The organism is Aromatoleum diolicum (assembly GCF_012910955.1).
GTDB lineage: Bacteria > Pseudomonadota > Gammaproteobacteria > Burkholderiales > Rhodocyclaceae > Aromatoleum > Aromatoleum diolicum.
In genome coordinates this window covers 58170-71951 of sequence record NZ_WTVQ01000019.1, presented here as the reverse complement: position 1 = coordinate 71951, position 13782 = coordinate 58170, and the positions used below count along the sequence as shown (strand labels likewise).

The following is a 13782-nucleotide window of genomic DNA, read 5'->3' as shown; positions in this document are numbered from 1 at the left end:
GGATCATGAAGTGGGTGTCATGATTTTCTGCATTTCCATATCGATAACATGGTTATGGGGATTGCCGCGGCGATCACGCGGACGCAACGGGGTCCCTTCAACACGGGAGCGGCAGGACGGAGAAACCCGCTCGTCCCTCCCCTGCGACGCCTGCGCCTCAGGCCGTAAGGCCCGCCTGCGCCCGGCGCCAGCGCAAGAAGGCGAGCCCGCCGACACCCAGAAAGCCCGCCATGCCGGCCGCCAGCGTCAGCGGCGAATGCCACAACAGCGGCGCGAGCACCCCGGCCGTGACCGAATTGATGCCGACCTGCAGAAAGCTCTGACAGCTCGACGCCAGGCCGCGCCGGGCAGGGAATAGATCCAGCGCGAGCAGCGTCAGGCTGGGCATCGACAGCGACATGCCGAAGGTGTACAGCACGATCGGCGCCACCGACCAGGGCAAACCCGGCGGCAGCACCGCCGCAATCAGCACGTTGCACCCCACCGCGACGGCCATGATGGCGAAGCCGACGGCGATCGTGCGCGCCGGGCGCCAGTGCCCGGCAACCCGTCCCGACAGCGCCGAACCGCTCACCATGCCTGCCACCGCGGGGATGAACAGCCAGCCGAACTCCTGCTCCCCGAGCCCCAGATGCGTCATCAGAAAAGCGGGCGCCGACAGCACGTACAGAAAGAAGCCGTTGAAGTTGAATGCCACCGCCCCCGCCAGCAGCACGAAGGCGCCACTGCCGAGCACCCGCGCGTAGGCGCGCCACAGCAGAACCGGATGCAGCGGGTGGCGCGCCGCATGCGGCAGGGTTTCGGGCAGGAAGCGCCACGTCAGATACACCAGCAGTCCGCCGAAGGCGGCGAGAAACAGGAAAATCGCGCGCCAGCCCGCCAGCGTCAGCAGCACCCCGCCAATCAGTGGCGCAATCGCCGGCGCAATGGCAAAAATCAGCATGACACGCGACATCAGGCGCTGCGCGTGGGCACCGTCATGGAGGTCACGGATCACCGCGCGACCGACGACCATGCCGGCCCCGCCGCTTGTGCCCTGCAATGCCCGCCCAAACCACAACCACTCGATCGTCGGCGCCAGCGCGCACACCAGCGAAGCCAGCGCAAACAGCGCCATCGCACCGAGGAGCACGCGTCGGCGCCCGAAACGGTCGGCCAGTGCGCCGTGCCACAACACCATGAAGGCAAAGGTCGCCATGTAGGCCGTCAGCGTCTGCTGGATCTGCAGCGGCGTGGCCGACAAGGCCTCGCCGATGGCCTGGAAGGCCGGCAGGTAGGTGTCGATCGAAAACGGTCCGATGGCGGCGAGCGCGGCGAGGACGAACGCAAGCCAGGGGGGTGAAGCAGGCATTATCGGGGGTCTCTGGGGTTCGCTGCATCGGTATCGCGCCGCAGGCACCCGATCCGCAGCGCGCCCAAACTCCAGGCCGTGCCGCGTTAGCGTGTATCCAGACCGCGCCGATACTGGATTGCCTCGGCCAGATGCGCTGTGCCGACGCACTCTGCGCCAGCCAGGTCGGCAATCGTCCGGGCAACCTTCAGGATGCGATGATAACCCCGCGCGGAGAGGTTCAGCCGCCGGATCGCGTGATCGAGCAGCCCCTGCCCGGCGCTGTCGGGCGCGCACAGGGTATCCACGCGCCCCGGCGCGAGACGGCTGTTGGGCTCGCCCTGCCGCTCGCGCTGCCGCGCCCACGCACCGGCGACACGCTCGCGCACCACCGCGCTCGGCTCCCCGGCGGGGCGTCCCAGCATTTCGGCATGATCGAGCAGCGGCACCTCGATGACGATGTCCATGCGATCGAGAAGCGGACCGGACAAGCGGCCACGGTAGCGCGCCACCTGGTCGGGCGAACAGCGGCAGCGCCCGTTCGGATTCCCAGAGTGTCCGCAGGGGCATGGATTCATTGCCGCGATCAGCTGGAAGCGCGCCGGGAACTCGGCCCGCTGACGCGCGCGCGACACCGTCACGGTGCCGGTTTCGAGCGGCTCGCGCAGGGCTTCAAGGACGCGGCGATCGAATTCCGGCAGCTCGTCGAGGAACAGCACGCCGTGGTGCGCGAGGCTGATCTCGCCGGGCCGGGGATTCGCACCGCCCCCCACCAGCGCCGGCGCCGACGCCGAGTGATGCGGCGCGCGGTAGGGACGCCGGCCCCAGCGCGACGCGTCGAACGTGCCTTCGATCGACTGGATCGATGCGCTCTCGATTGCCTCCGCCTCGTCCATCGACGGCAACAGGCCGGGCAAGCGGCGGGCAAGCATCGACTTGCCGGTGCCGGGCGGCCCGAACATCAACAGCGAATGCTGTCCCGCCGCGGCGACCTCCAGCGCGCGGCGCGCCTGCAACTGCCCCTTCACTTCCGCGAGGTCATGTTCGTTCGCCACCGCTTCGGCTGCCGGCGGAGGCGCGCGACGCGCGAGCGGCGTGTGACCATTCAGGTGCGCGCATACCGCCAGCAGGCTGTCCGCGGGCAGCACGCTGGCCTCGCGGGCGAGTGCTGCTTCGTCCGCATTGACGGCCGGCAGCACCAGAGCGCGACCGGCCCGCACACTTGCGAGCGCCATCGCGAGCCCGCCGCGTACCGGGCGCAGGCTGCCGTTGAGCGACAATTCGCCGACGAATTCGTGTCGTACGAGCGCGGCCGCATCGACCTGGCCGGAGGCGGCAAGAATGCCCAGCGCGATCGGCAGGTCGAAGCGGCCGCCTTCCTTCGGCAAGTCGGCGGGGGCGAGGTTGACGGTGATACGACGCTGTGGAAATTCGAACTGCGAGGTTGCGATCGCTGCGCGCACGCGCTCGCGTGCCTCACGCACCTCGGTGTCGGGCAAACCGACCAGGTTGAATGCAGGCAGGCCGTTGGCGAGGTGGACTTCCACCGTCACTTCGGGTGCATTCAACCCGGCCAGCGCGCGGGTGCGTATGAGAGCCAGCGACATCGATACCTCCGGAATGGACTGAGCTCAGTCTACCGGAGGCACGTTCAATGACAAAAGACTAAATTCGGAACCGGCGGCAAGTCCGGCCGGTGTGGCCCGTCGATCGAACCCGTTCAGTCGGCGTCGCGTGCGGTGCGGGCGCGGACCAGCTCGGACTCGAGCGCGGCGACGCGCTCTTCGAGTTCGGCCAGCTTCTGGCGCGCATGGGCCAGCACTTCGCGCTGCACGTCGAATTCCTCGCGCGTCACTAGGTCGAGCTTGCCAAAGGCGCTGCCGAGCATGGCCTTGGCGTTCTTTTCAAAATCCCGGGCGGGATTGCTGTTGGCGAGCTCCGAAAGCTTCGCACCAATGTCGTCAAGGAAACGGGGACCAGCCATGGCGGCGCCTTAGAGGGACGGTGAATGACGCAGCAGTTTACCACGGGTCATTTCCCGACGACGACGCAGTGCCGGACTGCACCATATGGGGGGCACAAAGCGAGCCCCTGGGGAGCCGCGCACCAGGCTTGACAGCTTACGCACCAACTTAGTGCATCTTGCAGCATCACATCTGCTGCAGGTGCACACCCGGAAGTCTCACGGCGCGCCACCTTAAAACTCTTTCTGCTTACAAACCAATACATTACTGAAGTTTTTCAGCGCTTGGCACGGCACGTGCAATGGGGTGATTGCCAGACATATAACACTCAAGGAGCAAACCATGTACAAGCGCACCGTCGCCACCGCCGTTCTCGCAGCCCTGCCGATGCTCGCATCGGGTACCGCCCTTGCCGGCGACAGCCCCTTCGCCGCCAACGTGTCCCTCGTTTCGGACTACGCCTACCGCGGCATCAGCCAGACTGACGAGAAGCCGGCTCTGCAGGGCGGTTTCGATTACGCGCATTCGAGCGGCCTGTATGTCGGCGTGTGGGGCTCGAACGTCTCGTGGCTGAGCGATCTGGAGCGCGGCACCGACGAGAATTCCGGCAACAGCCTGGAACTCGATGTCTATGCCGGCTACAAGGGCGCGGTCGGCGATTTCGGCTACGACGTCGGCCTGCTGCAGTACGTCTATCCGGGCGAGCTCGACTCCGGCTGGCGCAATACGATCGGCCTGAAGCACCCGAACACGCTGGAAGGCTACGTCGGCCTGTCGTGGAAGTTCCTGTCCTTCAAGTACTCGAACTCGCTGACCAAGCTCTTCGGCGCCCCGGACTCGAAGGGCAGCCAGTACTTCGACCTGACGGCGGCCTACGAGGTCATCACCGGCACGACGCTGAACGCGCACTACGGTCGCCAGAGGATCACCGGGCCGGCCAAGTCGTACGCGGACTGGAAAGTCGGGGTGAGCCAGGCCGTCGCCGGCCTGACCGTCGGCCTGCACTACGTCGATACCGACATGAAGGACAAGAGCGACTTCGACGCCGACGCGCGCTACGTTGTCAGCGTCAGCAAGGCCTTCTGAGCATGCACCGCCGCGGGGCACGCGCCCCGCACGATTGAAAGGAAACCATCATGAAATTCGTCACCGCGATCATCAAGCCCTTCAAGCTCGACGAAGTGCGCGAAGCCCTTTCGGCGATCGGCGTGCAGGGCATCACCGTCACCGAGGTCAAGGGCTTCGGCCGGCAGAAGGGGCACACCGAGCTATACCGGGGCGCCGAATACGTCGTCGACTTCCTGCCCAAGGTGAAGATCGAGGCCGCCGTGCGCACCGAGTTGCTCGACCAGGTCATCGAAGCGATCGAGAAGTCCGCCGCGACCGGCAAGATCGGCGACGGCAAGATCTTCGTCTTCGACCTCGAACAGGCGATCCGCATCCGCACGGGCGAAACCGGTACCGATGCGCTGTAAGGGAGAACAAACATGAAAAAAATACTTGCAGTCTTATTCACGCTCCTGGCTCTCGGCTTTGCCGGCCTGGCCAGCGCCGAAGACGCGCCGGCGGTGACCGCGGTAGCCGACGCCGCCGCAGCCGTCGCCGAACCGGCCGCGGCGCCGGCGCCCACGGTCAACAAGGGGGATACCGCCTGGATGCTGACCGCCACCGCCCTCGTCGCCTTCATGGTGATCCCGGGCCTGGCGCTGTTCTACGGCGGCCTCGTGCGCTCGAAGAACATGCTGTCGGTGCTGATGCAGGTGTTCGTGATCTTCTCGCTGATGATCGTGCTGTGGTTCGTCTATGGCTACAGCCTCGCCTTCACGGAGGGCAACGCATTCATCGGCGGACTATCCAAGCTCTTCCTGAACGGCGTCACGGTCGACTCGATGGCCGCCACCTTCAGCAAGGGCGTTGCGATTCCCGAGTTCTCCTACATCATCTTCCAGGCGACCTTCGCGGCGATCACGCCGGCCCTGATCGTCGGCGCCTTCGCCGAGCGCATGAAGTTCTCCGCGGTGCTGCTCTTCATGGTGCTGTGGTTCACCTTCTCCTACCTGCCGATGGCCCACATGGTGTGGTACTGGGCGGGTCCGGATGCCTACACCGACGCTGCCGCGGGAGAAGCCGCCGCTGCGACCGCAGGCTTCCTGTTCCAGAAGGGTGCGCTCGACTTCGCCGGCGGTACCGTGGTGCACATCAACGCCGCCGTCGCGGGCCTGGTGGGCGCCTTCATGATCGGCAAGCGCATCGGCTACGGCCGCGAATCGATGGCCCCGCACTCGCTGACGCTGACCATGGTCGGTGCCTCGATGCTGTGGATCGGCTGGTTCGGCTTCAACGCCGGCTCCAACCTCGAAGCCAACGGCCTGACCGCGCTGGCCTTCCTCAACACCATGGTCGCCACCGGCATGGCGGCGATGTCGTGGATGACCGCGGAATGGCTGATGAAGGGCAAGCCCTCGCTGCTGGGTGCGGCTTCCGGTGCGGTGTCCGGGCTGGTCGCGATCACCCCGGCCTGCGGCTGGGTGGGTCCGATGGGCGCGATCGTGATCGGCCTGCTCGCCGGCGTGATCTGCCTGTGGGGCGTCAATGGCCTCAAGCGCATGCTCGGTGCCGACGACGCGCTCGACGTGTTCGGCGTACATGGCGTCGGTGGCATCCTCGGCGCGCTGCTGACCGGCGTGTTCGCGAATCCGGCCCTCGGCGGCGTCGGGGTGTACGACTACGTCGCCAACTCGGTCGCGGCCTTCGACACCGGCGCACAGGTCACCAGCCAGTTCTGGGGCGTGGTCGTCGCGATCGTGTGGTCGGGTGTCGTGTCGGTCGTCGCCTACAAGATCGTCGATCTGCTGGTCGGGCTGCGCGTGCCGGAAGAAGAGGAACGCGAAGGCCTGGACATCACCGCCCACGGCGAAACGGCCTACCACTACTAACAATAGGCATCACGGCCGGTCCGTCCTGCTCTTAAGGCCGGACTTGTTGCGGGCGTCCCCACGGGGGCGCCCGTTTTTTGTTCACCGCGTGCTGCATATCCGACCGGCAACCGTCTGTGACCTCGGTTCCATAGCTATTACGAATTACTTAGTAAGCTGAAAAGCTGATTGCGCAATTTTCCGTCAGCATCCAGCCGAGGTTTTTCATGATCCGCATCCTGTCCCGCATCGCCGCCGCCACGCTGCTTTCCTTCACTGCCGTTGGCGCGCACGCCATCGACAATCCTACCAGTCTCGCCGGCGCCACCGTCGTGAGCCCCGAACAGGCCCGCGACCTGCAGGCAAAGGGCGCGGTGATCATCGACGCCCGGTCAGCGGCCGAATACGCCGAAGGCCATATCGACGGCGCCATCAGCGTGCCGTACAAGGAAAAAAGCGAGAAGAAGCCGGACTTCGACCCCGCCGTCGACAGCGTAGACCTCGGCAAACTGCCGGGGGACAAGGCGACGCCCATCGTCACCTACTGCAACGGTCACGACTGCTGGAAGAGCTACAAGCTGTCGATTGCCGCCATGAAGGTTGGCCACACCAAGGTCAACTGGCTGCGCGACGGCCTGCCGGGCTGGAAGGCGAAGGGCCTGCCGGTCAAGTAATTCGCTGCACTGCCGTAACCAAGGCTGCGCCCCCACGCGCAGCCTTTTTTTTCGAGGAATACCAATGCGCCCGACATTTTCGCTGAAGGCAAAACTCTATGCCCTGGCGGCCTTTGCCCTCGTGATGATCGTCGCCATCGCGGCCATGCTCTTCTACGGCAACGCGTCCTCCACCGAGGCGCTACGCCGGGTGTATGAAGAGAACGTCATCCCCCTGCGCAAGATCCAGACGCTGAGCGACCAGCTCGGAGAGGTGCGCTTCCGCATCGCCGGCGTCATTACCGACCAGATGCCTGCGCCGGGCTCGCGCCGTCACCTCGCGGAAGTGCGCGAGGCCCTACCCCAGTTGTGGTCCGACTACCGCCGCATGACCGCGATCAGTGCAGACGAAACGGAAGAGCAGGCGCTGACCGCCACGCTCGCGGAAGGCCTCGCCGGGCTGCCCAGGCTCTTCGCCACGCTCGATACCGCCTACTCTTCAAGCAACGACAAGGAACTCCTGACCGGGATCCTCGAGGACGACTGGCCGCCTGTCATCACCAGCGTCTCCAAGCCCCTCGCGGAACTCATCGCCCTGCGCACTCAGGAGGTGGAGCAGGTATATCACGAGGCCGCGCGCATGGAGCGCGAACTGAACCGGTATGCCACGGTTCTCGTGGGCGGCGCCGTCGTGCTGCTCGCGCTCTTCACCACGCTGATCATCCGCGCCATCACGCGCCCCGTCGCGGACGTGCAGCGCGCCCTGGCGCAGGTCGCGCAGGGCGACCTGACGGCCAAGAGCACGGTGCTCAGCGGCGACGAGCTGGGCGAAATGGCACGCGCCATCAACGCCTCGCTCGAGACGCTGTGCGGTACGCTGGCGCAGGTACGGCACGGATCGGACCGCGTCGCCGACGCCTCGGACAACGTGCGCACCAGCGCGCAGGATATCCACGACCGCGCGCAGCAGCAGTCCGACGAGGTCATGAAGATGACGGCCGCGATGGAACAGCTCACCGTCTCCGTCGGCGAGATCTCGACCGGCTCGGCGCAAGTGTCCGACGCCGCCAACAGTGCCCATGCGGCGGCCGAACGCGGCAGTCAGCTGATGCGCGAGAGCCGCATGGCAACCGAACGCGCCCAGCATGCCTCGGCCGAGGCGACGCAGGCCGTGAGCGCCCTCTCCAGTTCCATCCAGCAGATCAACGCCATCTCCACGGTGATCCGCGAGATCGCGGACCAGACCAACCTGCTCGCGCTCAATGCCGCCATCGAGGCCGCGCGCGCAGGCGAAGCGGGGCGCGGCTTCGCGGTGGTGGCCGACGAGGTGCGCAAGCTCGCGGAGCGCACCGGCCATAGCACGGCCGAGATCTCGAACATCGTGCATACCGTGGAGCAGCAGGCCGCCTGCGCGGTGCAGGCGATGCGTGCGGTGGACAGCGACGTCGCCGAGGACGCCGACAAGATCGGCCAGCTCGAAGCGGCATTCACGCAGATCGTCGACGCTGCACAGCGCGTTTCGGCCCTGTCGGAAGATATCGCGCACTCGACCAAGGAGCAGCGCATCGTCGCCGAACAGACCGCCAACGGCATGGAAGCCATTTCGCAAGCGGTCGAGCATACCAGCGCGACCATTGCACAGATGGCCGCTGCGGCCGACGATTCGGCGCACACCGCAGACTCCTTGCGTCAGTTGGTGAGCAACTTCCGCACTGCCTGAGTCAAACGGTGACCGAGCGGCGGGCACCGCCGTCCGGTCACGTTCAGCGGAACACGATCGTCTTGTTGCCGTGCGTCAGCACGCGGCCTTCGAGGTGATAGCGCAGGCCGCGCGCGAGGACGGTCTTTTCGATGTCCTTGCCGTAGCGCACCATGTCCTCGACCGAATCCGAGTGGTCGATGCGGATCACGTCCTGCTCGATGATCGGCCCCTGGTCCAGCTCTTCGGTAACATAGTGGCAGGTCGCGCCGATCAGCTTGACGCCCTTCGTCCAGGCCTGGTGATACGGCTTGGCGCCGACGAAGCTCGGCAGGAAGCTGTGATGGATGTTGATGATGCGCCCGCGGTAGGCGGCACACAGCTCGGGCGACAGCACCTGCATGTAGCGCGCCAGCACGATGGTTTCACCGCGCACTTCCTCGACGATGCGCTGCACTTCGGCGTACGCCGACGCCTTGTTGTCAGCGGTGACCGGCACATGGTGAAACGGGATGCCGTGCCACTCGACGAAGCCACGGAAGGTGTCGTGGTTCGAAATCACGCACGGGATCTCGATGTCGAGTTCCTTCGACTGCCAGCGTGCGAGCAGATCGTAGAGGCAATGCTCCTGCTTCGACACCAGCAGGACGACGCGCTTCTTCACCGCCGAATCGGTGATGCTCCAGTCCATCTCGAGTTCATCGGCCAGCGGACGGAAGCGCTCGCGGAATTCGGCGAGGTGGAAAGGCAGCGACGCGGCCTTGATCTCGATGCGCATGAAGTAGCGCCCGTCGACTTCACTCTCCTTGACGTCAGCGCGCGGCGCTTCGGCGTGCAGCGAGGTTTCGAGAATCCAGCCGCGGTGCTCGGCGATGAAACCGGACACGCGCGCGACGATGCCGACGCGGTCAGGGCAGGATGCCGACAGGGTGTAGAAGCGTTCGCGATGCATGATGCCTTCCCGTTCAGGCAACGCGGGCGAAGGCCTTGTCGATCTCGCGGCGCAACTCCGCGTAGCTGCGGGTCACCGGGAACTGCGGGAATTCGCGAATGACGTTCTCCGGCGGGTGGAACAGGATGCCGCCATGCGCCTCGCCAAGCATCGCGGTGTCGTTGTAGGAATCGCCCGCGGCCACGACCTTGAGATTGATTTCCTTGAAGCGCTTGACCGCTTCGCGCTTCTGGTCGGGCATGCGCAGGCGATAGCCGACGAGCATGCCGTTGGCGTCGGCGACGAGCGAATGACAGAACAGCGTCGGCCAGCCGAGCTGCTTCATCAGCGGCTTGGCGAATTCCTCGAAGGTGTCCGACAGGATCACGACCTGATAGCTTTCTCGCAGGTCGTCGAGGAAGTCACGCGCGCCGGCCATCGGCCCCATGCTGGCGATGACGTCCTGGATGTCCGGCAGACCGAGTTTCCGTTCCGCGAGGATGTTCAGGCGGTACTTCATCAGCGTGTCGTAGTCGGGCTCGTCGCGCGTGGTGCGACGCAGTTCGGGGATGCCGGTACGCTCGGCAAATTCGATCCAGATTTCCGGGACGAGCACACCTTCAAGGTCGAGACACACGATCTGCACGGCGATATTCCTGTAACGGCGATAGGGCAAAGGCGGAATTCTAGCAGTCGCCGGGCACCCGATGTGCCGCCACCGCCTTGCATGCGCCGAATGCCAAAAATTTCACACCCGCCTGGGGGAACCAATCCGCGCAGCGAGCGGTCTGGGTTATATCGCCCTATAATGGGGCTGTAAATGCGTAACCCTTGACCCCTGATGGAGGTCATTTCCCGGGGCTGCTTCGGCAGCCCCGTTTTTCTTTCCAGGATGCCCGGTTCAGGTGGCGACCAGATTGCGCACGCGCAGGCCTTGCGCCGCAAAGTGCGTCAGCAGCTCGCGCTGATGATCGGAATCGCGCGTTTCCATCTGCAGAATCACTTCGGTCATGCCGACCGCCACGTGCAGCTCGCCGCGGCGATGTTCGACGTGGCGCACATTCATGCCGAGCTCCGCGACGGTCTTGAGCAGGGCCAGGAGCTGTCCCGGCGCGTCGGATATCATCACCGCGACGCACATCAACCGCCCGCTGGAAGCCAGACCGTAGTCGATCGAGCGCCCGACCAGGGTCATGTCCACATTGCCGCCGGAAATCACCGCAACAACGCGGTCGTCCGGGCGCAGCGCGATCTTGCGCTGCATCAGCGCCGCCAGCCCCACCACGCCGGCGCCCTCGCCGATCGTGCGGGTGCGCTCCAGCAGGGTGACGATGGCTTCGGCAATGGCGTTGTCGTCCACGGTGACGATCTCGTCGACGTAACGTGCGATCACCTGGCGCGTGAGCAGCCCGGGGCGCTTGACCTTGATGCCGTCGGCGATGGTGTGCGCGCCGGGCGGCACTTCCTCGATCGAGCCGTCACGCAGGAATGAGCGCCACGGGGCGACCGCCTCGGTCTGCACGCCGATGACGCGAATCGCCGGATTCTGCAGCTTGAGCGCCAGCGCAATGCCGGAAATCAGCCCGCCGCCGCCGAGCGGCACGATCGCGACGGTCATGTCGGGGGCGTCTTCGAGCATTTCCAGGCCACAGCTGGCCTGCCCGGCGATGACGTCCCAGTCGTCGTAGGGATGCAGGAAGGCGAGATGTTCTTCGGTCGCCAGGCGGCGCGCCTCGTCGGCCGCGACTTCGAGGTTGTCGCCGACCAGCCGCACCTCCGCCCCGAGTTTGCGGCAGGACTGGATCTTGGTGAGCGGCGCATTGGTCGGCATGACGACCACCGCGCGCAAGCCGCATAGCGCGGCCGCGCGCGCCACGCCCTGCGCGTGGTTGCCGGCGGACGCGGCGACCACGCCGGTCGGCGGCACCTCACTGTCGAGCAGGCGGGCGATCTTGTAGGTCGCCCCGCGCAGCTTGAACGAACCGGTACGTTGCAGATTCTCCAGCTTGAGACGTAGCGGCACGCCGAGTTCTTCGGACAAGGGATCGTTCTGCCATTGCACCGTGCGCAGCACCGCGTCGCTGATGCGCGCGCGCGCGGCGACGAGATCGGGCAAAGCGAGCGGCAGGGGCGCAGCGGCCATGGCATGTTCTCCGAGGGCAGGGATCGGTCGCCCGACGCGGGCAGCGCATTACTGTACGGGCAAAGCGCCGGTTCTGGTAAGCGTTGCGTCTCCGACCACCACGCACGGCCCACTGCGCGAAACCGACCGGGGGACGGCGGCCACCCACCCCGGAAAGCCCGTTCAGTCGGCCGGCATGGCCTCCAGCGCCTCGGAAATCTCCAGCCAGCGCAGCTCGGCCTCCTCCACCCAGGTCGCGAGTTCGCCTTGGCGCTTCAACAGCGTCTGCAACTGCGCGGTTTCGGCGCCGGTATACAGGGCGGGGTCGGCGAGCCGCGCGTCGAGCAGCTTCTTTTCGCCGTGCCAGGCGGCCAGCTTCTTTTCCAGCTGGTCGAGTTCCTTCACCAGCGGACGACGCGCGGAGAGGCGCGCCTGGCGTTCGGCGGCGGACTGTTCGCGGTCGGCCTTGCGCGCCGCCTTGTCGGCAGTCCGGTCGGGGCATTTCGCCGCTTCGCTCGCCTGCGCGCGGCGCTCGGCGAGCCAGTCGCGGTAGTCGTCGAGGTCACCATCGAAAGGCTGGATGCGGCCCTCGTCGACGAGCAGGAAGCGGTCGCAGGTCGCACGCAAGAGCGCCCGGTCGTGCGACACCAGCACCATGCCGCCTTCGTAGTCCTGCAAGGCCAGTGTCAGCGCATGGCGCATCTCGAGGTCGAGGTGGTTGGTCGGCTCGTCGAGCAGCATCAGGTTGGGCCGTTGCCAGATCATCAGCGCCAGCGCGAGACGCGATTTCTCGCCACCCGAGAAGTTGCCGCAGGGGGTCGCGGCGCCGGTGCCGGTGTCGTTCATCACGTCGCCGCGGAAATCGAAGCCGCCGAGGTAGTCGCGCAGTTCCTGTTCGCGCGTGCGCGGGTCGAGGCGCGTCAGGTGCTGCAGCGGCGACTCTTCCGGGCGCAGGGTTTCGAGCTGGTGCTGCGCGAAGTAACCGATCGCCAGGCCCTTGCCTTCGGTGCGACTGCCCGCCGCCAGCGGCAACTGGCCGGCGAGCAGCTTGATCAGCGTCGACTTGCCGGCGCCGTTGCGCCCGAGCAGGCCGATCCGCTCGCCGGGGCGCAGCGTCATGCGCACGCGGTCGAGCACCCGCCGTTCGCCGTAGGCCACCGCAGCGTCCTCGATCTGCAGCAGCGGATCAGGCGCTGCCGTGCCTTCGCGGAAGCTGAAGCTGAACGGGGTGTCGATGTGTGCCGCGGCGATGCGCTCCATGCGCTCCAATGCCTTGATGCGGCTCTGCGCCTGGCGCGCCTTGGTCGCCTTGGCGCGGAAGCGGCGGATGTAGTCCTCGATGTGCGCGATCTCGCGCTGCTGCTTTTCGAACATCGACTGCTGCTGCGACAGGCGCTCGGCACGCTGGCGTTCGAAGTCCGAATAACCGCCGGTGTACAGCGTCAGGCGCTGCGACTCGATATGCGCGATGTGCGTCACGCAGGCGTCGAGGAATTCGCGGTCGTGCGAGATCAGTACCAGCGTGCCGCGATAGTCGCGCAGCCACTGTTCGAGCCACAGCACGGCGTCGAGATCGAGGTGGTTGGTCGGCTCGTCGAGCAGCAGCAGGTCCGAGCGGCACATCAGCGCCTGCGCAAGGTTCAGGCGCATGCGCCAGCCGCCGGAGAAATCCGACACCGGCCGCTCCACCTCGCCGGGCAGGAACCCGAGGCCGTCGAGCAAGGCGGCCGCGCGCGAGCGTGCGGCGTAACCGCCGATCTCGTGCAGGCGCGCATGCAACTCGCCGATGTGGGCGCCATCGTGCGCCGCTTCGGCGGCCGCCAGGCGCGCTTCGACATCGCGCAGCTCGCCATCGCCGTCGAGCACGTATTCGATCGCAGGCTTCGCCAGCGCCGGCGTTTCCTGCGCAACGTGCGCGATCTGCCAGCCCGCGGGGATTTCCAGATCCCCCTGGTCCTGGTGCAAAACGCCGCGCAGCATGGCGAACAGACTGGACTTGCCGGAGCCGTTCGCCCCGGTCAAGCCGACGCGCCAGCCGGGATGGATCTGCAGCGACGCGGCGTCGACGAGAATTTTGGCGCCCCGGGCGAGGCGGAGGTTGCGGAACTGGATCACGTCAGCGCATCAATGGGTAAAGGCGTTATTCTACTCACCCCTAATCTGACAGA

General features: G+C 66.2%; 12 protein-coding genes. 5 read left to right on the top strand and 7 right to left on the bottom strand.

Going from position 1 to position 13782, the window contains the following annotated elements:
- Positions 1 to 157: 157 nt before the first annotated feature.
- The 3 genes from GPA25_RS12740 to GPA25_RS12730 all read right to left on the bottom strand — a co-directional run bounded on the left by GPA25_RS12740 (position 158) and on the right by GPA25_RS12730 (position 3314).
- Positions 158 to 1351, bottom strand: coding sequence for a multidrug effflux MFS transporter (locus GPA25_RS12740; protein ID WP_169260775.1), 1194 nt, complete (start codon positions 1349 to 1351; stop codon positions 158 to 160).
- Positions 1352 to 1437: 86 nt separating this feature from the next.
- Positions 1438 to 2937: a YifB family Mg chelatase-like AAA ATPase gene (locus GPA25_RS12735; RefSeq protein ID WP_169260774.1), complete on the bottom strand. Its 1500-nt coding sequence runs from the start codon at positions 2935 to 2937 to the stop codon at positions 1438 to 1440.
- Between the two features lie 113 nt (positions 2938 to 3050).
- Complete coding sequence (locus tag GPA25_RS12730; protein WP_169260773.1) at positions 3051 to 3314, bottom strand: accessory factor UbiK family protein; 264 nt, start codon at positions 3312 to 3314, stop codon at positions 3051 to 3053.
- A gap of 322 nt (positions 3315 to 3636) precedes the next feature.
- On the opposite strand from GPA25_RS12730, the gene GPA25_RS12725 reads away from it, so the two are divergent.
- The 5 genes from GPA25_RS12725 (at position 3637) to GPA25_RS12705 (ending at position 8582) form a co-directional block, all read left to right on the top strand.
- Positions 3637 to 4380, top strand: a complete 744-nt coding sequence (locus GPA25_RS12725; RefSeq protein ID WP_169260772.1) for a TorF family putative porin — start codon at positions 3637 to 3639, stop codon at positions 4378 to 4380.
- Between the two features lie 50 nt (positions 4381 to 4430).
- Positions 4431 to 4769 (top strand): P-II family nitrogen regulator, encoded by a 339-nt coding sequence (gene glnK / locus GPA25_RS12720; protein WP_169260771.1) that lies wholly within the window; start codon positions 4431 to 4433, stop codon positions 4767 to 4769.
- A gap of 12 nt (positions 4770 to 4781) precedes the next feature.
- Entirely contained in the window at positions 4782 to 6230 is a 1449-nt protein-coding gene (locus tag GPA25_RS12715; protein WP_169260770.1) for an ammonium transporter, read from the top strand.
- A 206-nt stretch (positions 6231 to 6436) separates the two neighbouring features.
- Positions 6437 to 6883, top strand: a complete 447-nt coding sequence (locus tag GPA25_RS12710) for a rhodanese-like domain-containing protein (protein WP_169260769.1) — start codon at positions 6437 to 6439, stop codon at positions 6881 to 6883.
- A 64-nt stretch (positions 6884 to 6947) separates the two neighbouring features.
- Complete coding sequence (locus tag GPA25_RS12705) at positions 6948 to 8582, top strand: methyl-accepting chemotaxis protein (RefSeq protein ID WP_169260768.1); 1635 nt, start codon at positions 6948 to 6950, stop codon at positions 8580 to 8582.
- 43 nt (positions 8583 to 8625) lie between these two features.
- Here the strand turns inward: GPA25_RS12705 and purU are convergent, their stop codons facing one another.
- The 4 genes from purU to GPA25_RS12685 form a co-directional block, all read right to left on the bottom strand.
- The gene (purU, locus tag GPA25_RS12700; protein WP_169260767.1) at positions 8626 to 9513 is read right to left on the bottom strand and encodes a formyltetrahydrofolate deformylase; all 888 of its coding nucleotides are present in this window, start codon (positions 9511 to 9513) and stop codon (positions 8626 to 8628) included.
- A 13-nt stretch (positions 9514 to 9526) separates the two neighbouring features.
- Positions 9527 to 10138: a bifunctional phosphoserine phosphatase/homoserine phosphotransferase ThrH gene (thrH, locus tag GPA25_RS12695; RefSeq protein ID WP_169260766.1), complete on the bottom strand. Its 612-nt coding sequence runs from the start codon at positions 10136 to 10138 to the stop codon at positions 9527 to 9529.
- A 255-nt stretch (positions 10139 to 10393) separates the two neighbouring features.
- Positions 10394 to 11635 carry a threonine ammonia-lyase gene (ilvA, locus tag GPA25_RS12690; protein WP_169260765.1) on the bottom strand — a complete coding sequence of 414 codons (1242 nt, stop codon included), beginning with the start codon at positions 11633 to 11635 and terminating at the stop codon, positions 10394 to 10396.
- 162 nt (positions 11636 to 11797) lie between these two features.
- Entirely contained in the window at positions 11798 to 13729 is a 1932-nt protein-coding gene (locus GPA25_RS12685; RefSeq protein ID WP_169260764.1) for an ATP-binding cassette domain-containing protein, read from the bottom strand.
- Between the last annotated feature and the right edge of the window lie 53 nt (positions 13730 to 13782).

Excerpts from the sequence above, each read along its gene's own strand:
- GPA25_RS12740 (WP_169260775.1), bottom strand. The coding sequence starts at position 1,351 with ATGCCTGCTTCACCCCCCTGGCTTGCGTTCGTCCTCGCCGCGCTCGCC.
- GPA25_RS12735 (WP_169260774.1), bottom strand. The coding sequence starts at position 2,937 with ATGTCGCTGGCTCTCATACGCACCCGCGCGCTGGCCGGGTTGAATGCA.
- GPA25_RS12730 (WP_169260773.1), bottom strand. The coding sequence starts at position 3,314 with ATGGCTGGTCCCCGTTTCCTTGACGACATTGGTGCGAAGCTTTCGGAG.
- GPA25_RS12725 (WP_169260772.1), top strand. The coding sequence starts at position 3,637 with ATGTACAAGCGCACCGTCGCCACCGCCGTTCTCGCAGCCCTGCCGATG.
- glnK (WP_169260771.1), top strand. The coding sequence starts at position 4,431 with ATGAAATTCGTCACCGCGATCATCAAGCCCTTCAAGCTCGACGAAGTG.
- GPA25_RS12715 (WP_169260770.1), top strand. The coding sequence starts at position 4,782 with ATGAAAAAAATACTTGCAGTCTTATTCACGCTCCTGGCTCTCGGCTTT.
- GPA25_RS12710 (WP_169260769.1), top strand. The coding sequence starts at position 6,437 with ATGATCCGCATCCTGTCCCGCATCGCCGCCGCCACGCTGCTTTCCTTC.
- GPA25_RS12705 (WP_169260768.1), top strand. The coding sequence starts at position 6,948 with ATGCGCCCGACATTTTCGCTGAAGGCAAAACTCTATGCCCTGGCGGCC.
- purU (WP_169260767.1), bottom strand. The coding sequence starts at position 9,513 with ATGCATCGCGAACGCTTCTACACCCTGTCGGCATCCTGCCCTGACCGC.
- ilvA (WP_169260765.1), bottom strand. The coding sequence starts at position 11,635 with ATGGCCGCTGCGCCCCTGCCGCTCGCTTTGCCCGATCTCGTCGCCGCG.